Below are 20,005 nucleotides of genomic sequence, written 5' to 3'. Positions count from 1 at the left end.
TTGATCGTTGAGACTGGGGAGAGCTCGGGGGAGCGGAAGGCGGTGCACGGGTGGGCTCGGGAGGGCTGGAGTTGCCCCCTGGTGACGAGGGTCACGAGGGGAACTCCGCAGAAGTCCCGCCCGGCGCGGTGTCCCTGGCACGTCCGATGGACGCGGCTGGTTCCATCGGTCCGGAGCTGGACTGGGACGCCGACGCCTGGCGCGAGGTGCGTACGCGCGCCCAGCGAGCCGGCCGCGCCTACATCTGGCTGAACCTCGTCGAACAGCGGCTGCGCGCGGTCGTGGCCGCTGTTCTGCGTCCCATCTACGAACCCGTCCACGGCGACGAGTGGGTGGTCGCCGCCGCCGGACCGGCCGGCCAGGAGTGGGTGCAGCGCGCGGTCGCCGTCCGCGAAGTCAGCCGCCGCAAGGGCTACTTGCTCGACCCGGCCGACGACAACGTCCTCAGCTTCCTGACCCTGCCGCAGCTGCGCGAGCTGATGGTGCAGCACTGGCCGTGCTTCGAGCCGTACTTCGACGAGCGCCGTGACGTCGAACTCGCCCTGGACGAGCTGGAGGTGACCCGCAACGTCGTCTCCCGCAACCGCGCCCTGTCCGAGGCCGTCCTCAACCAGGCCGAGCGGGCCTCCGCGAAACTCCTGGAGACCCTCGGCGCCGGGAGCGACGTGCCCTCGGCGCGCCGGCTGCCCGTCGACGCGGTCGAGGAGCTCATCGGCGACCGCTTCGCCGACGTGGTCGCCGTGCACCCCGACCGGGTGCGCCTGATGCGGCAGTTCCCGGCCGAGGACATCTTCGGCGGGGCCCGCCGCGTCGACGCCATCGGCATCGGTCTCAACCTCCTCGTGCAGAACTTCTCCGGCCGCCGCCTGGTCCGGCTCGCCGAGTCGGGCTGCCGGGTACGGCTTCTCTTCCTCAATCCCGCCTCCAGCGCGGTGAAGCGGCGCGAGCGCGAACTCGGCATCAAGCGCGGCGAGTTGAGCCGTGCGGTCGAGATGAACATCCTGCACATGCGGCGGGTCCGCTCCCGGCTGCGGGACCCGGACGCCTTCGAGATCCAGGTCTTCGACGAGACGCCGCGCTTCACGGCGTACCTCGTCGACGGCGACGGCTCGGACGGCATCGCCGTCGTGCAGTCCTATCTGCGCCGCAGCCGCGGCATGGAGGCGCCGGTGCTGGTGCTGCGGAACGGCAGCCGACTGGTCAAGTCGGACGAAATGGATGACAGCGCACTTTTCCCCACCTATCGCGATGAGTTCGAGCAGATGTGGGCGGATTCGCGACCGGTGTCCTGACCTGTCCCAGGGCCGCGCCCGGGGTCCGCTCCGGCGGTAAGCGGAACGCGGTCATCGGATTGTCAGTGGCTCATGCGATCGTGGAGACCACTGGGGGAAAGCACCACCGAGAAGGGGGGCCGTCATGGCCTGGCACCAGGAGCTGCTCATCGGCTTCGACCTGGAGACGACGGGGACCGAGCCGCGCGAGGCGCGCATCGTCACGGGCGCGGTCATCGAGGTCAGGGGCGGACGCCCGATAGGCCGCAAGGAATGGCTGGCCGATCCGGGCGTCGAGATCCCGGCGGACGCCGTCGCGGTGCACGGCATCACGAACGAACGGGCCACCACCGAGGGCCGCCCCGCCGACCAGGTCGCCGACGCGATCGCCGACGTCCTCGTGACGTACTGGAAGACGGGCGTCCCGGTCGTCGCGTACAACGCGGCCTTCGACCTCACCCTGCTCTCCGCGGAGCTGCGCCGGCACGGACTGCCGTCCCTGCGCGACCGGTTGGGCGGCACCGACCCCGCCCCGGTCATCGACCCGTACACGATCGACCGCTCCGTCGACCGCTACCGCCGGGGCAAGCGCAACCTGGAAGCGGTCTGTCAGGAGTACGGCGTGGTCCTCGACTCCGCCCACGACGCCTCGGCCGACGCCCTCGCCGCCGCCCGCCTGGCCGGCGCGATAGCCGACCGCCACCCCAAGGTCGCCGCCCTCGGCCCCGCGGACCTGCACCGCCGCCAGATCGAGTGGTACGCCGAATGGGCCGCCGACTTCCAGAGCTTCCTTCGCCGCAAGGGCGACCAGGACGCGGTGGTGGACGGCACCTGGCCGCTCCGCGAACTGGCGGACGAGACGGTCTGACCCGGCGAACTCCGAAAGCGCCCCGGGGACGAGGCGCCCCAAAAGGGGCGCGGGGGGCGGCGCGACAAGCCACAACGAACCCGCGGCCGCCCGATACGAGTCAGCCCCCGTTCACCAGGCGCTCAGAACGGAAACCACCGCACCGTCTCGTCCCCGTCCCGCAATGACCCCACCCGCCGCCGAAACTCAGCAAGCGCCTCAGGGTTGCTCGGCGCATGCTGAGCGACCCAGGCGCAGCTGGCCGTCTCCCGGGCCCCGCGCAGCACCCCGCACCCGTCCCACTCCCGCACATCCCACCCGTACGCCTCGACGAAGGAGTCGTAGGACCGCGCCGGAAGCGCGTACCGGTCACGCGAGAGAGCCATCACCACCAGGTCATGCTCGCGCAGATCGGCGGAGAAGGTCTCCAGATCGACCAGCACCGGCCCGTCCGGCCCGACATGCACATTCCGGGGCAGCGCGTCACCGTGGATCGGCCCCGGCGGCAACCGCGGCGTGAGCGCGGCGGCGGCCGCCGCGAAACCGTCCCGCCGCTCCCGCAGATACGCCGCGTCGGCCGGGTCGATCGCGTCACCCGCGAGACGCAGCCACCGCTCCACACCGCCCAGCAACTCACGCGGCGGAAGGCCGAAGGAGGGGGAGGGGAGGGCGTGGACGAGGCGTAGCAGTCCGGCCAGATCCCGGGCTTCGGCGGGGCGTACGGAATCGGCCAACCGGTGCCACACCGTCACCGGGTGCCCGTCGACCAGCCGCGCCTCCGGCTCGGCGGCCCGCACCGCGGGAACGCCCGACGCGGCCAGCCACAGCGCGACATCCAGCTCGCGCCGCGCCCGGTCGAGGAGTTCCGCGTCGCGGCCCACCCTGACGACCAGGTCACCCGCGGCGAACACCGCGTTCTCGCCGAGGGCCAGGAGTCGGGCGTCCCGCGCCCCGCCGGGCAGTACGTCCGCCGCGGCCAGTACGTCCCGGGCCCGTGCCTCGTCCATCGTCCGCCTCCGTGGTCTCCCTGTGCGTGTGCGGACGGCGTCGGGTTCCCGCCATCCGACGGTCAGTGTCGCATTCGCACAGGTGGGGCGGCATGCGAGGTGCCTTGACGCGGTACGACGTGTTCACGACCATGACGGGGCCCGACCGGGCCGCGCAAAGGGGCTGATTCCATGACATCGGTGACGGAGGTGAGGAGGCCGTCGAGCCGCGCCCCGAGCCGGGACCGCCGGCGAGGCGCTCCCGACCACGCGGCCTGGTTCCTGGTGTTACCCGCCCTGATCCCGATCCTCGTGCTCAGCGTCGGCCCCCTCCTCTACGGCGTCCTGCTGGCCTTCACCGACTCCCAGTCGGGCCGCACCGCGCCCACGCGGTGGATCGGCGGTCTCAACTTCCGGGACCTGCTGCACGACACGCTGTTCTGGGAGTCGTTCCGGATCGGCCTGGTGTGGGCGATCGGCGTGACCGTGCCGCAGTTCCTGCTCGCCCTCGGCCTCGCCCTCCTCCTCAACCAGGACCTGCGGCTGCGCTGGCTCGCGCGGGCGCTGGCGATCGTCCCGTGGGCGATGCCCGAGGTCGTCGTCGGCATCATGTGGCGCCTCGTCTACAACCCGGACGCCGGCATCCTCAACGAGACCCTGCACGACCTCGGCCTCGGCAACGGCAGGGACTGGCTGAGCAGTCTGACGACCGCGCTGCCCGCCGTGATCGTCGTCGGCGTCTGGGCCGGCATGCCCCAGACGACCGTCGCCCTCCTCGCCGGACTGCAGAACACCCCACGCGAACTCCACGAGGCGGCGGCCGTCGACGGCGCCGGAGCCTGGCGCCGCTTCCGCACGGTCACCTGGCCCGCCCTCAGACCGGTGGCGCTGGCGATCACCGCGCTCAACCTGATCTGGAACTTCAACTCGTTCGCCCTGGTCTACGTCCTGACCAACGGCGGACCCGGCGGCCGCACCCGGCTGCCCATGCTCTTCGCCTACGAAGAGGCCTTCCGCTACGGCCAGTTCGGCTACGCGGCGGCGATGGGATGCGTGATGGTCGCGGTGATCTCGGTGCTCCTGGCCGTCTTCCTCGTGGGCCGTATCAGGGGAGAGGACGCGTCATGAGGGCCAGCGCAGGAGCCCGCACCGGACAGTACGCCGCCCTGCTCGCCTATCTCGTCTTCCTCGGCTTCCCGCTCCTGTGGCTGATCTCCACCGCCTTCAAGTCCCCGCGCGAGCTGGGCAGTCTGCACCCCACCTGGATCCCCCGGCACCCCACGCTCGGCAACTTCCGCCAGGCCTTCGACGAACAGCCCTTGCTGCACGCCGCGTCGAACTCCCTGCTGGCCGCGCTCGGGGCCGCGCTGATCGCCGTGGTGATCGCGACACCGATGGCCTGGGTGATGGCCCGGCGCCGCACCCTGCTCGCGCGGGCCGCGACCGGATGGGTGGTGGTCAGCCAGGCGTTCCCGTTCGTGCTGGTGATCATCCCGCTGTTCCTGGTGCTGAAGAACCTGCGGCTGATCGACTCCCTGGCCGGGCTCGTCCTGGTGTACGTGGTGTGGTCGCTGCCGTTCGCGCTGTGGATGCTCGTCGGCTATGTCCGGGCGGTACCACCGGAGTTGGAGGAAGCGGCGGCCGTCGACGGCGCGGGGAGGCTGCGGACGCTGGTGTCGGTCACGGCACCCCTGCTCGCACCGGGCATCGTGGCGACGGCCCTGTTCGCGTTCGTCACCGCGTGGAACGAGTTCTTCTTCGCCCTGGTCCTCCTCAAGACCCCGGAGAAACAGACCCTCCCGGTCGTCCTCACCCACTTCATCGGCGCGGAGGGCGTGGCAGACCTCGGCCCGCTGGCCGCCGCCGCGTTCCTGGCGACCCTGCCCTCGCTGATCGTCTTCGCCCTCATCCAACGCCGGATCACCGGCGGCATGCTGACCGGGGCGGTGAAGAGCTGATGCGCACCCGCTGGGTCCTCGCCCTCGCCCTGACCCTGCTCCTCGGCGCCTGCACCGGCGGCGGAAGCACCTCCGCGCACGGCCGGATCACCCTCCGCTTCCAGTCCCTGGCCTGGCAGGAGGAGTCCGTCACCGCCAACAAGGACCTGGTGAAGGAGTGGAACGCCACCCATCCCGACATCAAGGTCGAGTACGTGCAGGGCAGTTGGGACAGCGTCCACGACCAGCTCCTCACCTCCTTCGAGGGCGGCGAGGCCCCCGACATCATCCACGACGCCTCCGACGACCTCGCGGACTTCGCCTACGGCGGCTACCTCGCCGACCTCCGAAACCTGCTCCCCGCCCGCCTCACGTCACAGATCCCGCGGCGCAGCTGGGACACGGCGACCTTCGGGCACGGCATCTACGGCGTCCCGTTCCTCCAGGAGCCCCGGGTGCTCATCGCCAACGCCACCTGGCTGAAGAGGGCGCACGTCCGCATCCCGACCCCCGAACACCCCTGGACCTGGCCCGAGTTCAGGGACATCACCCGGCGGCTCAGCGGCCACGGCAAGTACGGCGTGGCCTGGCCGCTCAAGGAACCGGTGTCCGCCACGCTCAACCTGTCCCTGTCGGCGGGCGGCGAGATGTTCCACCGGGGCAAGGACGGCAAGGTGACCGTCCGCTTCGGCACGGGCGACCAGGTCGTCCCCCGTACGATCCACGACCAGGCCGGCATCGACCACAGCGCCTCGCCCACCACCCTCGGCAGCGGCGGCTCGGACACGCTGCCCGGTTTCTTCGGCGGCAAGTACGCGATGGTCCCGCTCGGCTTCTCCTACCGCCAGCAGATCGTGCAGCAGGCCCCCAAGGGCTTCGACTGGCAGGTCCTGCCCGCCCCGGCCGGCGCCGAGGGCCTCGCTCAGGGCGTAAGCCCGCAGACCCTCTCCATCGCCCAGGACAGCCCCCACAAGAAAGAAGCCGCCGAGTTCATCGCCTTCCTCCTCCAGCCCGGGAACATGGTCCGCCTGGCCCTCGGCGACTGGATGCTACCCACCGCCACCCAGGCCCTCACGTCCCCCGCCCTCCACACCGCCAAGAACGACTGGTCCACCGGCACCGCACTGGCCGACGACCTGGTCCCGGCCCCCGCCCAGTCCGTACGCGGCTACCCCGAGTGGAAGGACAAGGTCGCCACCCCGGCCTTCCAGGAGTACTACAGCGGAGCCATCACCCTCACCGCACTGCGCCAACGCCTGGAGAAGGACGGCAACCTGGTCCTGGCGAGGTACCAGCGCTGACCGGCGAAACCCCGTTGCCCCGCCCCACCCGAGCCACCTACGGTGATCGCATGTCAGCCGCGAACGCGATCACGAACTCCGGTCTCCACCGGAGCTGCACGCATGCGATGCGCATCCGACGCAGCCCCGGTGCCCTGACCGGCCCGGGCGCACTCGCCCGCTGACAATCCGCGCCGACACCCGCGCCGACCGCCACTGACGGTCCGCGGTCCCGCGCTCTCTTCCGGTCAGGGCCTTCGTCTGCCCGTATGCCCTTCACGGAAGACAAGGACCGCAGGCCATGGCCCGCCCTGCCCGCATTTCCCGCGCGCTCTCGCAGAACTTCCTCGCCGACCGCGCCACCGCCGAATACGTCGCCCGCCTGGCCGTCCCGCACGGCCGACGGGTGCCGCTCCTCCTCGAAGTGGGCGCGGGCAAAGGCGCGTTGACCGCGCGACTCGCCCCCCGCTGCGACGCACTCCACGCCCACGAGATCGACCCCCGCCTCGTCCCGGGACTCCGCACCCGCTTCACCACCACACCCCATGTACGGGTGATCGCAGGGGACTTCATGGACACCCGGCCCCCACGCACCCCGTTCGCCGTGGCCGGAAACGTGCCCTTCTCCCGTACCGCCGACATCGTCGCCTGGTGCCTGCGCGCTCCCGACCTCACCGACGCCACCCTCCTCACCCAGCTCGAATACGCCCGCAAACGCACCGGGGACTACGGCAGTTGGACCCTGCTGACGGTCCGCAGCTGGCCGCGCCACGACTGGCGGCTGGTCGGCCGGGTCGACCGGCGGAGGTTCAGCCCCGTGCCCCGCGTCGACGCCGGGATCGTACGGATCGAACGGCGCCGCATCCCGCTGCTCGAACCGGCCGAGCTGCACGACTGGCGGTGCCTGGTCGAGCTGGGCTTCTCGGGTGTCGGAGGCTCCCTGCACGCCTCGCTGCGCCGGGCCCACCCGAGACGGCGCGTGGACGCCGCGTTCCGCGCGGCGAGGCTCGATCCGCGCGTCCTGGTGGGCGAGGTGTCCCCGGACCACTGGCTGCGCCTGCATCAGGAGCTGACGCCGTAGAAGGGGTGTCGTAGGCCATGGGCGGGCGGCTGCCGGACGTGCTCGGGGAGAGGCGGGATGCGGCGTCAGCGCTGGTGGGGGGCGTCCGTCGGTGCGTCCGGCGCCGTGTCGGCGGGCCCGGGGTGTGAGAGTGCGGCGAGGAGGCGCAGTTTCTCGTCGCTGTCGCTGTTCTTGTCGGGGTAGTAGACGACGAGGATGACGTCGTCGACGGGGAGTTTGTCGCGGTGGAGGCGTAGTTCACCGACGACGGGGTGGTGGACCGTGGTCGTGCCGCCGTCGAGACCGCGGACGTCGTGGCGGGCCCACAGGGTGCGGAACCGCTGGCTGGACAGCGCGAGCTCTCCGACGAGTTCGACGAACCGGGGGTTGTCGGTGTCGTCCCCGATGGTGGTGCGGAGGGCGGCGACGAAATCGGCGGTGGCTTTCGTCCAGTCCTCCTGGAAGGCCTGTTCCTCGGGATCGAGGAGGAGGGAACGCAGCCGGTTGTGGCCGGGCCGCAGCCGGGGGGAGAGCGCGACGGCCATGGGGTTGGAGGCCAGGACGTCGAACGCGCGCCCTTCGACGAACGCGGGGATCTGGAGGTGGGCCAGCAACTCGTGCACCCGCGCCGGTACGTGCTCCGGCCGCATACGACGCGGCGCCCTGGGCCGGGTCGCCGCGAGGCCGAGCAGATACGTCCGCTCGATGTCGTCGAGCCGCAGGACACGCGCGAGCGACGCGAGCACCTGGGGCGAGGGGTTCGTGTCGCGGCCCCGTTCCAGGCGCAGGTAGTAGTCGGGACTGATCCCGGCGAGCAGGGCGACCTCCTCCCGGCGCAGACCGGGCACGCGGCGGTTGCCGCCGGACGGAATCCCCGCCTGTGCGGGGGAGACCAGCTCACGCCGGGCACGGAGGTAGCTGCCGAGCCGGTTGCCGGATTCCTCGTCCTTCATGACCTCACCGTAATCCGGTGCGCGTGTTTCAGCGGGGGCCCTGTCAGGACCAGGGAAGACGGGGGCCCTGCCACACCGGACGCGGGCCGCCGAGACTGCGGTGACACCGTCCTGGAAGGGCCGGGGAACAGCACTGTCCGCGCCGGGCTCGAACGCCGTCGGCGCTCTCGACTGAAGGGACGATCCCGTGGATCTCTCCAACCGCACCGTTCTCGTCGTCGGCGGAACCTCGGGCATCGGACGGGAACTGGCCCGCCGGTTCGCCGCGGAGGGCAGCACCGTGGCCGTCGGCGGCCGTAGCCCGGAGGCGCTCTCGGAACTCGCCGGGGAAGGGTTCGGCACGTTCGGGATCGACGTCATGGACGGCGCCTCCGTCGCGGCCGCCCGTGACGCCGTGCTCGCCCGGTACCCCGCGCTGGACACCGTGGTGACCATGTCGGGGGTCATGCTCATGGAGGACCTGCGCGACCCCGCGCACTTCGCGGCGGCGCAGACGATGATCGACACCAACCTGCTCGGTACCATCCGCGTCGTCGACGCCTTCACGCCCCACCTGGTCCGGCGGGGCGGCGGCACCTTCCTCACCGTCACCTCCGGGATCGCCTTCCTGCCGTTCCCGCCCATGCCCGGTTACGCCGCCTCGAAGGCCGGGGTGCACGCCTACTCGGAGGCACTGCGGGCGCAGCTCGACGGCACCGGCGTCGACGTCGTCGAACTCGTCCCCCCGGCCGTCGCCACGGCAGGCCAGGAGAAGGTGAACCCGCACGCACTGCCCCTCGACGACTTCGCCACCGAGGTCATGCGGCTGCTCTCGGAGAACCCCACCCCGCACGAAATCCTCGTGAAGGGCGTCCTCATGCACCGCTGGGCCGAGCGCGACGGCACCTACGACGACCTCGTCGCCCAGCGCTCCCGGGCTCTGGCCATGCTCCCCGGCCGCGAGGGCTGACGTCCTTCACCTGGCCTCCGCCCCCGTCGCCCCCGGCAGCCGGGGACGGACACCCGAAGGTCCGCCGAGTCGGGCGACCCGGCGGACCTCTTCACACCTGTCAACAGGCCCTCGGCCTGCGGGAGTCAGACCCGCGCGGGCTCACCCTCGTCCGTCACCGTGGGCGGTGTGATCTCCTCCGCGGACTCGTCGTGCGTGAGGTCCGGGAGGCGGTGGAGCCACTTTGGGAGGTACCAGTTGCGCTCGCCGAGCAGGGACATCACCGCGGGGAGCAGGACGCCCCGGATGACCGTGGCGTCGATGAGGACGGCCGCCGCGAGGCCGACGCCCATCTGCTTCATGGACTGCATGGACAGCGTGCCGAAGATCGCGAACACGGCGACCATGATGACGGCGGCGCTGGTGACGACACCGGCCGTGGTGACCACTCCGTGCTGGATCGCCTCCTGTGTCGTACGGCCGCGCAGCCGCGCCTCTCGGATGCGGGAGACGACGAACACGTGGTAGTCCATCGACAGGCCGAACAGGATCACGAAGAGGAACAGCGGCAGCCAAGTGACGATCGCGCCGACCCCCTCCGCGCCCACCAGCGAGGCGCCCCAGCCGTGTTGGAAGACGGCGACGAGGATGCCGTAAGCGGCGCCCACCGACAGGAGGTTGAGGGCGATCGAGGTGATCGCGACTGTCAGTGAGCGGAACGAGAGCAGCATCAGCAGGAAGGCGAAGACCACCACGAACGCGAACACCGGGACGACGGAGCCCAGGAGTTGGTCGTTGAAGTCCTTCGACCCCGCGACGTTCCCGGTGATCGGCGCCTGCACGCCGTCGACCTTGCCAAGCGTGGCGGGCCGTACGTCGTCGCGCAGCTTCTCCAGGCTCTTGGACGCCTTGTCCTGGTCGGAGCCGCCGACGAGCGGGACGTAGACGAAGGCGACGTTCTGCGCGTCGTGCAGCTTGATGTCGACCGGGCCGCGCGAGGCACCCGAACTGACCGCCTGCGCCTTGAAGTCGGCCAACGCCTGCTTCACAGCAGGTGCGTTGATGTCCTTCGCCTTGACGACCACCTCGGCGGGCTCGGAGCCGCCGGGGAAGGCGTCGTTGACGCGGTTGTAAGTGCCCACGATCGGGAGGGAGTTGCCGAACTCCTGGTCCAGCGTGAGGTTCTGGGTCTTCATGCCGATCGCGGGAGCGGCGATCGCGAGCAGCGCGCCGGCCGCGACGAGGACGGAGACGAGGGGCTTGGCGAGCACGCCCTTGAGGATGGCGGTCCAGAACCGGCTCTCCCCGTTGCCCCGGCGGCTGCGCCGGCGCAGGAACGGGATGCGGCCCTTCTCTACCCGCTCGCCCAGCAGCGAGAGCAGCGCGGGCAGTACGGTCACCGAGCCGACCATGGCGACCGCGACGACCATCAGCGAGGCCAGGCCCATCGCCTCGAACTCGGCGAGCCCGGTGAACAGCATGCCTGCCATCGCCACGCACACCGTGACACCCGAGACGATGATCGCGCGGCCACTGGTCGCGGCGGCGATGCGCAGCGCGGCCCCGGCGTCGCGGCCGGCCTCGCGCTCCTCGCGTTCGCGGCGCAGATAGAACAGGCAGTAGTCGACACCGACGGCCAGCCCCACCAGCAGCATCACGGAGTTGGCGGTGTCGCTCATCGGCTGCACATGGCTGACGAGGCCCATCAGGCCCATCGTCGCGATGATCGCCGTGATGGCCAGAGCCACCGGCAGCAGCGCCGCGACCAGCGCGCCGAAGGCGATCAGCAGAATGCCGAAGGCGACGGGCACGGCGGAGTACTCGGCCTTCTGGAAGTCGTTGCCGAAGGCGTCGGAGTACTGCTTCGCCATACTGGCGCCGCCGATCTCCTCGATCCGCAGCGAGCCGTGGTCCTTCTGCACCCCGGCGACGGCCTTCAGCACCGGCGCCACCCGGTCACCCGCGGTGTCCGCGTCACCGCGCATGTCGAACTGGACGAGTGCGCTGCGGCCGTCCTTCGAGATCGTCCTCGTGTCGTACGGGGACGACACGTCCGTGACCCGGCCGGTCCCCTCGACGGCCTTGACCACGGCGGTGACCGCGGTGCGGAACTCACTGTCCGTGGACGTGACCGAGGCGTCCTTCGACTGGATCAGGACGGTCTCACTGGACGGTTCCTTGATCCCCGCGTCGTCGATGATCGTCGCGGCGGTGTGGGTCTCGCCCTTCAGCTGGTCGCTCTCGTTGACGTCGACCCGGCCCGCCGCCGAGCCGATCCCCATCGACAGCACCACGAACAGCACCCAGATGCCGACCGCCGCCCAGCGGTGCCGGGCGCTCCAGCCGCCGGCCCGGGCGGCGAGCCCCCGTACCCGCGAATCTCCGTTCCCCATGACGGGCTTGCCCCCTCGCGCACGGTGCCGACCCCTGCCGCCACCTCATGGTTCGAAGGTATGCGCGGAATAAGAACGTCCCCTCGTGCTCACCGGTGAAGTACCGGGCGCCCGGCTCCTCCGGACGGACCCCGGGCCCTCCGCACTGGGGAGGACGGCGGCCCCTTACATCTACCCGGCGGGCTCGGGGGTGGTGATCAGGGTGGGGGGGGGAGGGGAGGGTGCGGGCGGAGCGAGGAGGAAAGGCGTGGGCCGAGCGAGAAGGGCGGTGTCCGATCCGTCGGCCAGAACCCGCTTTGTCATTACGAAACCTTGTTGAACAAGTCACAGCTGCCTGTCGGTGTGCCTGTACGTGTTGATCCCGGCCCACCTCATCAGCGAGAGTTTCCGCGCACCCGCACTCCTGAAGCGGCCGTCGTGCCCACCCCCACGGGGCACGAAGGCCGCTTTATGGTGTCCGGATGACGACGACGTATGCGGCGCTCCTGCGCGGGATCAACGTGGGCGGCAGCAAGAAGCTCCCGATGGCCGACCTGCGCACGCTCCTCGAAGGCCTCGGACTCGACGGCGTCCGCACCTACCTCCAGAGCGGCCAGGCCGTCTTCACCAGCGGCCACGGCGACGAGGAATCCCTCGCGGCGGACATCGCGCGGGCCGTCGGGAAACGGTTCGGCTTCACGGTCGACGTCGTCGTCCGCGACCACGCCTACCTGGCGGCGATCGTCGCCGACTGCCCCTTCCCGGCAGCCGAGTTGGAGGGCAAGCAGCTCCATGTCACCTACTACTCGGTGCCTGTCGAGGACGACCGTTTCGCGGACATCGACCAAGCCGCCTTCCTCCCTGAGGAGTTCCGCCTCGGCGACCGTGCCCTGTACCTCTACGCCCCCGACGGCCTCGGCCGCTCCAAGCTCGCCGCGGAACTCTCCCGGCCGCGCCTCAACAAGGGGATCGTCGCGACGACCCGTAACTGGAACACCGTCGTCAAACTCGTGGAGATGACGGCCGGTTGAGCGGCCTCCCGGCGTGGAAGGAGAGATCCACGCTGTGCGAGGCTCGTCCCATGCGCTACATCATCATCGGAGCAGGGGCGGTCGGCGGAGCCGTCGGCGGTCGGCTGGCCGGGGCGGGGCATGAGGTCGTCCTGGTCGCGCGAGGCGCGCAGCGGGCGGCGCTGACCGAGCACGGGCTGCGGCTCAAGGTGCCGGACGGAGAGTCGACGTACCGGTTGCCGGTCGTCGAAGGGCCGCTGGAACTCGGCGAGTTGAGGACCGACGACGTACTCGTGCTGACCGTCAAGACACAGGATGTCGAGAGCGCGCTCGCGGTCTGGGGCCCGGCGCCGGTCGCCGGGGGCGGTACGGCCGCCGAGCGGCTGCCGGTCGTGTGCGCGCAGAACGGCGTGGAGAGCCCGCGCCTCGCGCTGCGCCGCTTCCGGCGGGTGTACGCCGTCTGCGTCTGGCTGCCCTCGACCTTCGTCGAACCGGGTGTCGTCTCCGCCGAGGGCACCCCCCTCACCGGCATGCTCCACCTCGGCCGCTACCCGCACGGCACGGACGGGACCGCCCGGCTGATCGCCGCCGACCTGGAGAAGTCGAGGTTCGAGGCACCGGTCGTACCGGACGTCGCGCGCTGGCAGTACGCCAAGCTGCTGAGCAATCTCGGCAACGCCGTCGAGGCGGTCGCGGAGGTGCTCGACCCCGAGGCCCACCTGGCGTTCTACACGCGGGTGCGGGCCGAGGGCGTGGCCGTGCTCGACGCGGCCGGGATCGCCTACGCGAGCGCCGAGGAGGAGAAGGCGGTGCGCGGTGACAAGATCCGGCTCGTGGAGATCGACGGCGCCCCGCGCCGCGGCGGTTCCTCCTGGCAGTCGCTGAACCGGGGCACCGGCACCATCGAGGCCGACTACCTCAACGGCGAGATCGCGCTGCTGGGACGGCTGCACGGCGTACCGACCCCGCTCAACGAGCTGCTGCAACGGCTCGCGAACGCCTTCGCGCGCGAGCACCGGCAGGCGGGATCGCTGCCGTTCGACGATCTGGTCCGGCTCGCCGACGAGGCTGTCGCGTTTGTTCAAGAGTCCTGACGGCGCCCTCCCTAGCGTGGGGGCATGACCAACGACGACCTGAACCCGCAGCTGAACGACCCGTACCCGTACATGACCGAATGCGCCGCCGAAGCGGCCCGTGTCGCACGCGGTGTCGGCGCGGACCGCCTCGACGACCCCACGCACTGCCCCGACTGGGACGTCCGCGCGATGGTCAACCACTGGGTCCTCTACACCTCGCACGGCCTGGAGCACCGCGCCCGGCGCACCCAGCTCCCCGAGGAGCTGACCACGCGCGACTTCACCGCCGATCCGGACTGGGCGGAGGCCTACGCCGCCCAGCTGGACCGGGCCGTCGCCGCCTGGGCCGACCCGGCGGTGTGGGAGGGCGAGATCGACCTCGGCATGGCGAAGATGCCCGCCGACGAACTCGCCTCGATGATCATCAAGGAGCTGGCGGTGCACGGCTGGGACGTCGCCACCGCCACCGGCCAGCGGTACCGCGTCTCGGACGGCGCCGCCCGCCTCGTCCTCTCCGTGGTCGAGAAGCACGGCGACCTCTACCGCCAGTACGACGGCTTCGCCGACCCCGTCCCCGTACCGGCCGACGCCCCGGTCTTCGACCGCGCCCTCGCGGCCAGCGGACGCAACCCGGAGCAACAGGCCATGAGCGCGGCGGACCACTGAGAACCCGGCGAAGTGGACCACTGGGAATCCCGCGCATTGGGTCGTTCCTTTACGCCACCGTGCGGCTAACGTTCCCGGTATGAGCCAAGACAGCGGCCACGCCACCCCCGTCCGGGTCGACTTCTACTTCGACCCCGCCTGCCCCTTCGCCTGGATCACCTCCCGGTGGCTGCTGGAGGTCGAGCGCGAGCGCCCGCTCGACCTCCGCTTCCACGCGATGAGCCTCTACCTGCACAACATGGGCAACGAACTCCCCGACTGGTACCGGGAGTTGGTGGACAAGTCGATCGGTCCGGTACGCGTCGCCGTGGCCGCGGCGGAACAGCAGGGCGACAAGATCCTGCGCGACCTCTACACCGCCTTCGGCGTCCGCATCCACGAGCGGCGCGACGAAGACTTCGACGCCGTGATCGCCGAGTCCCTCGCCGAACTCGGCCTCCCCGCCGAACTGGCCGACGCCGCCCACGATCCGTCGTACGACGACGCCGTGCGCCGCAGCCACGAGGCGGGCGTGGAGGAGGAGTCCGGCGGCTACGTGGGGACACCGACCCTGCACGTCGACGGCACGGTGTGGTTCGGCCCGGTGCTCCGGGCCATCCCCCGCGGCCCGAAGGCGGCCGAACTCTTCGACAGCTTCCGGGTGTTGGCCACCAATCCCGACTTCTTCGAACTGAAGCGGACGCGCACCGGGGGTCTGTCCTTCGACTGAATGCCCGCGCAGTCGCCGAACTCCGGGACAAAACAGGCTTGTTGTCCCTAGGGTTGGGTGCGCTGGTTCGGACGGAAGGGCAGGTCACAGTGGCGGGCAGAGTCCTACCGTCGTTGCCGCAGTACCGCAAGGACGGGGTGACGCGACGACTGTGCGCGTCGGTCCATCTCGACGAGGCGTTCGCCCGGGAGGTGGACCACCGCCTCACCGGGGACCGGCTCACCGCCCTGGGCCTGACCCTCGGCATCAACTTCGTCGCTCTCGCCCGGCACGCCCGCGCGGCCCTGCTCCGACGCGGGGCACTCGATCGCCAACTCGCGTGGCTCTTCGCGGCCTTGGTGGTCTCCCTGCTGGTCGCGGTCTGGGGTCTCGCGAGCGGCCACGGCTCCGTGGCCCTCATCGGCGTCTACGGCCCGCTCGGCATCCTCGGCGCCTCCTGGTGGTTGGTCCGCCGCACCGAGTCCCAGGCGTGGGACGCGGCGCTGGAGGTGTTCCGCGGCACCGACAAGGTCGAGGAACTCGCGCCGCCCGTCGAGCCGGCCGCGGAGTCCTGGCTCCAGGAGCACTCGCTCAAGCGGGCCAACGTCCTGCCGTACGCGGACGCCGCGGCGCTCACCAACCCGTTCGTCGGCAGCGGCAGTAAGATCAAGGAAGCGGTCTGGCAGCCCATCGACGTCAGCAAGCCCGCCGACGCGCCGAACGGCGGCAAGCTCACGATCGTCCCCTTCGACGCCGTCGACCTGCACACCTACGTCGCCAAGCAGATGGAGGGCATCGCCGGCCTGGACGGACTGCGCGCCAAGAACCGGCTCTACGTCCTCGGCAGCAACGCCTACATGCTTCCCCCGCTGGTGCCCGACCGGACCGCTCGGCCGCTCCCGAAGATTCCCCCGCAGTTCGTCCAGGCCGGCCTGAAGAACCCCGGCGCGGGCATGCGTACCCATCTGTGTCTGGAGCGGGTCGGCGAGGGCGGCCGGATCATCGTCTCGATGTATCTGCGCGCCATCCTCAGCGGGCCCAGCCTCACCTGGGAGGTCGCCTGCTACGCGATCCCGCCGGTGACCACCCGATTCGAACTGGTCGACCGGCTGCCCCTGGCCAACTTCGAACGCTGGCGCGCTCTCACCCGGCACGCCACCTCGCGAGTGTGGCCCGAACTGCGGGGCGCCGTGGGCCGGATCCGCGACCGCGGCCGACGCCGTCGCAACGCCGCGAAGACGTTGGCCAAACTGCGCCGGGACATCACGGAGCAGCACATGCTGGTCGACTACGGCGCCACCGACAGTCTGCGTGAGTGGATCGGCGACTGGAGCCAGGCGGGTTACGCCGAACGCATCGACTCCCAGGACTTCCTCTTCAGACTCCAGGGCGGTGTCCTCGTCGCCACCGAGAAGTTCCTCAAGGACCACAACGTCGACACGAGCTCCTTCGACAAGGCGCAGGCCAACATCAGCACGCAGACCTACAACATCTCCGGGGACATTCACAACAGCGCCGTGGGCAACCAGGGCCACGTCACCAACAACGGGCCACAAGGACAGGGGCCTTCGGGCCAGAGCGGGGCACCACAGCCCTGAACACGGACGGGGAGCGGGACATGAGCACGTTCAACTTCAACGGCGGCGGCAACATCCACAACAGCCACATCGGCGATCACGGTCACGTCGTGAACAACGGAACGGACTCCGCGACCGTCCTGGCCCTCGCTGACAAGCTCGTCGACCGGATGCGCGGCGAGTACCCGACCCTGGTCCCGCAAGCACAGGTCATCCAGGGCGAGTTGGTCCAGGCGGGCGAGGAGGGGCGGGCCGTCAACCGGGGCCGGGTCCGGGCCGCACTGGAGACCATCACCATCGGCGTCGGGGCCGGCACCGGCGGGCTCGCCCTCATCGAGCAGCTGAAGCACGCGCTCGGACTGTGAAACGGTGGGGGCGCCCCGTCCCGACAGGGCGCCCCCGCACATCACTTGGCCCTGACGACCGCCCGTGCCCCGCTCCCGAGGTCCAGTTCGAGCCCCGACCGCAGCGGCACCGTCTGGCCGGGACCGACCTGCTGCGAGGTGCCGTCGGAGCGCGTCCCCGTCCACGTCTGCTGTGAGCGGTTCGCGATGCCGAACCGGCCCGGCTTCGAGGGGTGTTCGACCAGCTCGGCGACCAGACTTGCGTCCGAGCAGTCGTGCCGGGTCGGCTCCGCCCGCAGATGGTGGCTCTGCACCCGGGCCGCCCGGCCCAGCCGGATATGGCGCTCGTCGCGCGGCGGGGGAGTGCTCACCACCAGCCGGGGCGGCAGCACGAGCCGGGTGCCGCAGCCCCAACAGGCGCGCGGCGGCGGGTTCTCGCCCGGCTCCGTCATGTTCTGCCGGCCGCACGAGGCGCACTCCACGACCGAGTCCAGTACGGCCCGCAGCGCGTCCCGCCACTCCGACTCGCGGACCCGGGCCGCCGGATCGCGCATCCCGACGGTGAACTGGCTGCGGAACAGGTTCTGGAGCTTCCCGGGCGCCGCGCTCCACGTGGCCAGCACGGTCGCGTGCTCCACCGGGTCGGGCGCGTTGGAGTCGTCGGCCGGATCGAAGACGAAGAGCGGGCTCTTGCCGTACAGCTTGCGCTCCGCCGCCTCGTCGAGGCAGTGAATGCCCAACTCCCGCTTCCCCTTCAGCGGATGATGGTTCATCAGGAACATGAACAGCAGCACGGCGAGGGAGTGCAGGTCGGACTGGGTGCCCGGGCGGGCTCCCGGCTCGCCGCGGACCAGTTCCGGGGCCATGAACTCCATCGTCCCGGAGATGCCGCTGACGTCCCCCTCGACCACCGCGTTGTCGTTGTCGCAGACCAGCACGTCACCGGTGTCCGGGTCGAAGAAGATGTTGCCCCAGGAGATGTCCCGGTAGGCGATGCCCCGTGAATGCAGCGCCTGGTAGGCCTCCACCATGTACAGGCACGCCGTCAGCAACGCGCGCGGTGAGGTGCGCAGTTGACGCCGGAACAGCGCGGGCAGCCCCTTGAAGCGGTCCGGGCGCAGCCCCATGAGATACCCGAACGACCCCTTGTACGCGGGCACATACGCCTCGGGCCACAGGAACCGGTCGTCGTCGAAGTCCCGCTCCACCAACTCCCGTACGATCGCGTCCTGTTCCGGGGTCGCACAGGTCGGGTAGTACCACTTGAGGGCCTTGTCGCCGCCCGGGGTCCTGGCCCGGTACACCTCGCCCTGGCCGCCCGCGCCCAGCATGTCGACGATCTGGATCTCTTCGCCGTTCTGCGCGGTCAGCCGCGTACCGCTGTCGAGCATGCCGCTCATCTATGTCTCCGTCTTCCGTTCCGTATCCGTGGGCGAGACCTCCACAGAGGGGTCCGGGGCGAGGTCCGGCGGGCCGCCCGTCACCGTCGACACATGCCGCAGCGCCGCCGCCAGGGTCGTGTCGTCGCCCGAGTACTTCGAGGCCTGCTCCAGCCATTGGGGGAGCACTTCGCGGACCCCCTCGCTGCCGTCCGACGCCAGCCGGCCGTCCAGTCCCGCCACGAACTGCCGGTAGCCCTCGGCCGAGGCGAAGCTCTTCGACAGGCCGTCCGTCGACAGGACCACCAGACGCGGTGTGCGGGCCTGGTCGAACACCGGCGCCCAGTGCATCCGCACCGCGCTCCACGCCTCCGGACCGCACAGCGACTCCGTCTCGTCGCCGAGAGCCTCCTCGGCCGGGGCCAGCGGCCGGTTCAACGTGCCGTCGTGCTCGACCACCGCGAGATCGCCGTCGCCGATCTGCCAGGCGACGAACAGCCACGGCGTCAGCACGGCGCCGATCAGCGTCGTGCCGTAGAGCAGGAGTTTCTCGCTCTGTCGTGGTTCCGGTGTGCCCGCGTCGGCGACCGGGCGGTGGCGGTCCCAGTGGCCGAGGGCCGTCTCGCGCCAGTCCTGCACGAGGGCGCGTGGGAAGTCGTCGCGGGCGTAGGTCATCAGCCGGGCCAGGCGGCCCGGTTCATGGCAGTCGCGGGCCGCCTGGGCGAACAGCTCGGCCCTGCCCACGAAGCGGTCCACGGCGAAACGCGCGCCGATCTCGCTCCGGGTGTAGCGGGCCGAGCCGTGTCCGTCGGCCACCGCCAGCAGCAGCGGGTCCTCGCCGGAACCGGAGCCGTGGCACGCGTACCAGTCCTGGTTGCGCTTCTTCCCGACGCCCATCACGCTGTCGGCCAGCGTCTCCCACCGTCGCACCGAGTGCGTCACCACACGTCGTCATCGTCGTCGTCGATGACCGGCGGCGCATACGGCTGCTTGGTGAGGGCCGGGCCGGACGAACCGCCCGCGACCGGCTGCGAGGCGGCCTTGACCGCCGCCGTCGACGCCCAACGGATCGCCGCAGCCAGTTGTTTGGGGCTGTTGGCGTCCAGTGGCTGCAACTCGGGGTTGCCCAGGAACTCCTGGAGCACACTGCGGTCCGCGTCGGCGCCGATCGCGATCGCGACCCGTACCGCCTTGCGGCCCCACGGTGTCGCGTCGATCGCCTTCAGGCCCGCCCGCCAGTCGTCCGTGGGCACCCCGTCCGACACCAGCGCCAGCACCGGCTTCAGCGCGCGCTGCGGCATCGGTGGAGTCTGCAACTCGCGCGAGACCAGGTGCAGGGCCTCACCGAGATTGGTCATGCCGTCCACCACGATGTCCTGCCAGGTGAAATCGTCCACCGGGACCGGGGTCTGGTGCAACCACTGAGCCGTGGTGGAGAACGTCACGGTCCGCAGCAGCAGTTGGGCCGCCGGGTTGTCGTGCGCCACCGACCGCATCTCCGGGATCGCTTCTCTGATCCCGTAGTTGAGCTGGCCGATCTTCTCACCTTGCATCGAGTACGAGCAGTCGAGCAGCCAGATGAAGTGGACCGGCCGGTTCGCCATGGGCCCGCCGGGAATGTCGCTCACTCC

General features: G+C 70.8%; 19 protein-coding genes. 13 read left to right on the top strand and 6 right to left on the bottom strand.

Annotation, left to right across the window (positions count from 1 at the left end; translation table 11 throughout):
• Window positions 1-50: 50 nt before the first annotated feature.
• Window positions 51-1,292 carry an SAV2148 family HEPN domain-containing protein gene (locus ACIRB1_RS05695; protein WP_328827919.1) on the top strand — a complete coding sequence of 414 codons (1,242 nt, stop codon included), beginning with the start codon at window positions 51-53 and terminating at the stop codon, window positions 1,290-1,292.
• Window positions 1,293-1,416: 124 nt separating this feature from the next.
• The gene (locus ACIRB1_RS05690; protein WP_352177794.1) at window positions 1,417-2,139 is read left to right on the top strand and encodes a 3'-5' exonuclease; all 723 of its coding nucleotides are present in this window, start codon (window positions 1,417-1,419) and stop codon (window positions 2,137-2,139) included.
• Between the two features lie 122 nt (window positions 2,140-2,261).
• On the opposite strand, the gene ACIRB1_RS05685 is transcribed toward ACIRB1_RS05690, so the two are convergent.
• Window positions 2,262-3,125: a phosphotransferase enzyme family protein gene (locus tag ACIRB1_RS05685; protein WP_403464668.1), complete on the bottom strand. Its 864-nt coding sequence runs from the start codon at window positions 3,123-3,125 to the stop codon at window positions 2,262-2,264.
• A 171-nt stretch (window positions 3,126-3,296) separates the two neighbouring features.
• On the opposite strand from ACIRB1_RS05685, the gene ACIRB1_RS05680 reads away from it, so the two are divergent.
• The 4 genes from ACIRB1_RS05680 to erm all read left to right on the top strand — a co-directional run bounded on the left by ACIRB1_RS05680 (window position 3,297) and on the right by erm (window position 7,402).
• Window positions 3,297-4,232 carry a carbohydrate ABC transporter permease gene (locus tag ACIRB1_RS05680; protein ID WP_403464667.1) on the top strand — a complete coding sequence of 312 codons (936 nt, stop codon included), beginning with the start codon at window positions 3,297-3,299 and terminating at the stop codon, window positions 4,230-4,232.
• A complete protein-coding gene (locus tag ACIRB1_RS05675; RefSeq protein ID WP_403464666.1) occupies window positions 4,229-5,062 on the top strand; it encodes a carbohydrate ABC transporter permease in 834 nt (277 codons plus the stop codon). Before ACIRB1_RS05680 ends, ACIRB1_RS05675 begins: the two co-directional genes overlap by 4 nt.
• On the top strand, window positions 5,062-6,342 hold the full coding sequence (locus ACIRB1_RS05670; RefSeq protein ID WP_403464665.1) for an ABC transporter substrate-binding protein: 1,281 nt from the start codon (window positions 5,062-5,064) through the stop codon (window positions 6,340-6,342). The genes ACIRB1_RS05675 and ACIRB1_RS05670 overlap by 1 nt, the downstream gene beginning before the upstream one ends.
• Window positions 6,343-6,622: 280 nt before the next feature.
• Window positions 6,623-7,402, top strand: a complete 780-nt coding sequence (erm, locus tag ACIRB1_RS05665) for an ErmE/ErmH/ErmO/ErmR family 23S rRNA (adenine(2058)-N(6))-methyltransferase (protein WP_403464664.1) — start codon at window positions 6,623-6,625, stop codon at window positions 7,400-7,402.
• A 65-nt stretch (window positions 7,403-7,467) separates the two neighbouring features.
• On the opposite strand, the gene ACIRB1_RS05660 is transcribed toward erm, so the two are convergent.
• Window positions 7,468-8,334: a helix-turn-helix transcriptional regulator gene (locus ACIRB1_RS05660; protein ID WP_403464663.1), complete on the bottom strand. Its 867-nt coding sequence runs from the start codon at window positions 8,332-8,334 to the stop codon at window positions 7,468-7,470.
• A gap of 187 nt (window positions 8,335-8,521) precedes the next feature.
• Between ACIRB1_RS05660 and ACIRB1_RS05655 the strand changes: the two genes are divergently transcribed.
• Window positions 8,522-9,283, top strand: a complete 762-nt coding sequence (locus ACIRB1_RS05655) for an SDR family oxidoreductase (RefSeq protein WP_403464662.1) — start codon at window positions 8,522-8,524, stop codon at window positions 9,281-9,283.
• Between the two features lie 125 nt (window positions 9,284-9,408).
• Here ACIRB1_RS05655 and ACIRB1_RS05650 read toward each other — a convergent pair whose 3' ends face one another.
• A complete protein-coding gene (locus tag ACIRB1_RS05650) occupies window positions 9,409-11,655 on the bottom strand; it encodes an MMPL family transporter (protein WP_403464661.1) in 2,247 nt (748 codons plus the stop codon).
• Window positions 11,656-12,116: 461 nt separating this feature from the next.
• On the opposite strand from ACIRB1_RS05650, the gene ACIRB1_RS05645 reads away from it, so the two are divergent.
• The 6 genes from ACIRB1_RS05645 to ACIRB1_RS05620 all read left to right on the top strand — a co-directional run bounded on the left by ACIRB1_RS05645 (window position 12,117) and on the right by ACIRB1_RS05620 (window position 17,016).
• Window positions 12,117-12,665: a DUF1697 domain-containing protein gene (locus ACIRB1_RS05645; RefSeq protein WP_403464660.1), complete on the top strand. Its 549-nt coding sequence runs from the start codon at window positions 12,117-12,119 to the stop codon at window positions 12,663-12,665.
• Window positions 12,666-12,715: 50 nt separating this feature from the next.
• Window positions 12,716-13,738: a ketopantoate reductase family protein gene (locus tag ACIRB1_RS05640; protein ID WP_403464659.1), complete on the top strand. Its 1,023-nt coding sequence runs from the start codon at window positions 12,716-12,718 to the stop codon at window positions 13,736-13,738.
• Window positions 13,739-13,762: 24 nt separating this feature from the next.
• Window positions 13,763-14,386 (top strand): TIGR03086 family metal-binding protein, encoded by a 624-nt coding sequence (locus ACIRB1_RS05635; RefSeq protein ID WP_403464658.1) that lies wholly within the window; start codon window positions 13,763-13,765, stop codon window positions 14,384-14,386.
• Window positions 14,387-14,465: 79 nt separating this feature from the next.
• Window positions 14,466-15,095, top strand: a complete 630-nt coding sequence (locus ACIRB1_RS05630) for a DsbA family protein (protein WP_403464657.1) — start codon at window positions 14,466-14,468, stop codon at window positions 15,093-15,095.
• Window positions 15,096-15,232: 137 nt separating this feature from the next.
• Complete coding sequence (locus tag ACIRB1_RS05625) at window positions 15,233-16,672, top strand: hypothetical protein (protein ID WP_403464656.1); 1,440 nt, start codon at window positions 15,233-15,235, stop codon at window positions 16,670-16,672.
• Window positions 16,673-16,692: 20 nt separating this feature from the next.
• Entirely contained in the window at window positions 16,693-17,016 is a 324-nt protein-coding gene (locus tag ACIRB1_RS05620; RefSeq protein WP_403464655.1) for a hypothetical protein, read from the top strand.
• A gap of 41 nt (window positions 17,017-17,057) precedes the next feature.
• Here the strand turns inward: ACIRB1_RS05620 and ACIRB1_RS05615 are convergent, their stop codons facing one another.
• From ACIRB1_RS05615 to ACIRB1_RS05605, 3 genes are read right to left on the bottom strand one after another with little or no spacing between them, the layout of a single operon-like run.
• Complete coding sequence (locus ACIRB1_RS05615) at window positions 17,058-18,395, bottom strand: protein kinase (protein WP_403464654.1); 1,338 nt, start codon at window positions 18,393-18,395, stop codon at window positions 17,058-17,060.
• Window positions 18,396-19,319, bottom strand: a complete 924-nt coding sequence (locus ACIRB1_RS05610; RefSeq protein ID WP_403464653.1) for a PP2C family serine/threonine-protein phosphatase — start codon at window positions 19,317-19,319, stop codon at window positions 18,396-18,398.
• Complete coding sequence (locus ACIRB1_RS05605) at window positions 19,313-19,978, bottom strand: tellurium resistance protein (RefSeq protein ID WP_352178272.1); 666 nt, start codon at window positions 19,976-19,978, stop codon at window positions 19,313-19,315. The genes ACIRB1_RS05610 and ACIRB1_RS05605 overlap by 7 nt, the downstream gene beginning before the upstream one ends.
• Between the last annotated feature and the right edge of the window lie 27 nt (window positions 19,979-20,005).

The sequence above is a fragment of the Streptomyces sp. NPDC096013 genome (assembly GCF_044763565.1).
Classification (GTDB): Bacteria; Actinomycetota; Actinomycetes; order Streptomycetales; family Streptomycetaceae; genus Streptomyces.
The sequence above is the reverse complement of the archived record's forward strand: the minus strand, read 5'-3'. Positions and strand labels throughout refer to the sequence as shown.

Excerpts from the sequence above, each read along its gene's own strand:
- ACIRB1_RS05635 (WP_403464658.1), top strand. The coding sequence starts at position 13,763 with ATGACCAACGACGACCTGAACCCGCAGCTGAACGACCCGTACCCGTAC.
- ACIRB1_RS05690 (WP_352177794.1), top strand. The coding sequence starts at position 1,417 with ATGGCCTGGCACCAGGAGCTGCTCATCGGCTTCGACCTGGAGACGACG.
- ACIRB1_RS05620 (WP_403464655.1), top strand. The coding sequence starts at position 16,693 with ATGAGCACGTTCAACTTCAACGGCGGCGGCAACATCCACAACAGCCAC.
- ACIRB1_RS05605 (WP_352178272.1), bottom strand. The coding sequence starts at position 19,978 with ATGGCGAACCGGCCGGTCCACTTCATCTGGCTGCTCGACTGCTCGTAC.
- erm (WP_403464664.1), top strand. The coding sequence starts at position 6,623 with ATGGCCCGCCCTGCCCGCATTTCCCGCGCGCTCTCGCAGAACTTCCTC.
- ACIRB1_RS05685 (WP_403464668.1), bottom strand. The coding sequence starts at position 3,125 with ATGGACGAGGCACGGGCCCGGGACGTACTGGCCGCGGCGGACGTACTG.
- ACIRB1_RS05645 (WP_403464660.1), top strand. The coding sequence starts at position 12,117 with ATGACGACGACGTATGCGGCGCTCCTGCGCGGGATCAACGTGGGCGGC.
- ACIRB1_RS05615 (WP_403464654.1), bottom strand. The coding sequence starts at position 18,395 with ATGAGCGGCATGCTCGACAGCGGTACGCGGCTGACCGCGCAGAACGGC.
- ACIRB1_RS05660 (WP_403464663.1), bottom strand. The coding sequence starts at position 8,334 with ATGAAGGACGAGGAATCCGGCAACCGGCTCGGCAGCTACCTCCGTGCC.
- ACIRB1_RS05680 (WP_403464667.1), top strand. The coding sequence starts at position 3,297 with ATGACATCGGTGACGGAGGTGAGGAGGCCGTCGAGCCGCGCCCCGAGC.
- ACIRB1_RS05670 (WP_403464665.1), top strand. The coding sequence starts at position 5,062 with ATGCGCACCCGCTGGGTCCTCGCCCTCGCCCTGACCCTGCTCCTCGGC.
- ACIRB1_RS05640 (WP_403464659.1), top strand. The coding sequence starts at position 12,716 with ATGCGCTACATCATCATCGGAGCAGGGGCGGTCGGCGGAGCCGTCGGC.
- ACIRB1_RS05650 (WP_403464661.1), bottom strand. The coding sequence starts at position 11,655 with ATGGGGAACGGAGATTCGCGGGTACGGGGGCTCGCCGCCCGGGCCGGC.
- ACIRB1_RS05630 (WP_403464657.1), top strand. The coding sequence starts at position 14,466 with ATGAGCCAAGACAGCGGCCACGCCACCCCCGTCCGGGTCGACTTCTAC.
- ACIRB1_RS05675 (WP_403464666.1), top strand. The coding sequence starts at position 4,229 with ATGAGGGCCAGCGCAGGAGCCCGCACCGGACAGTACGCCGCCCTGCTC.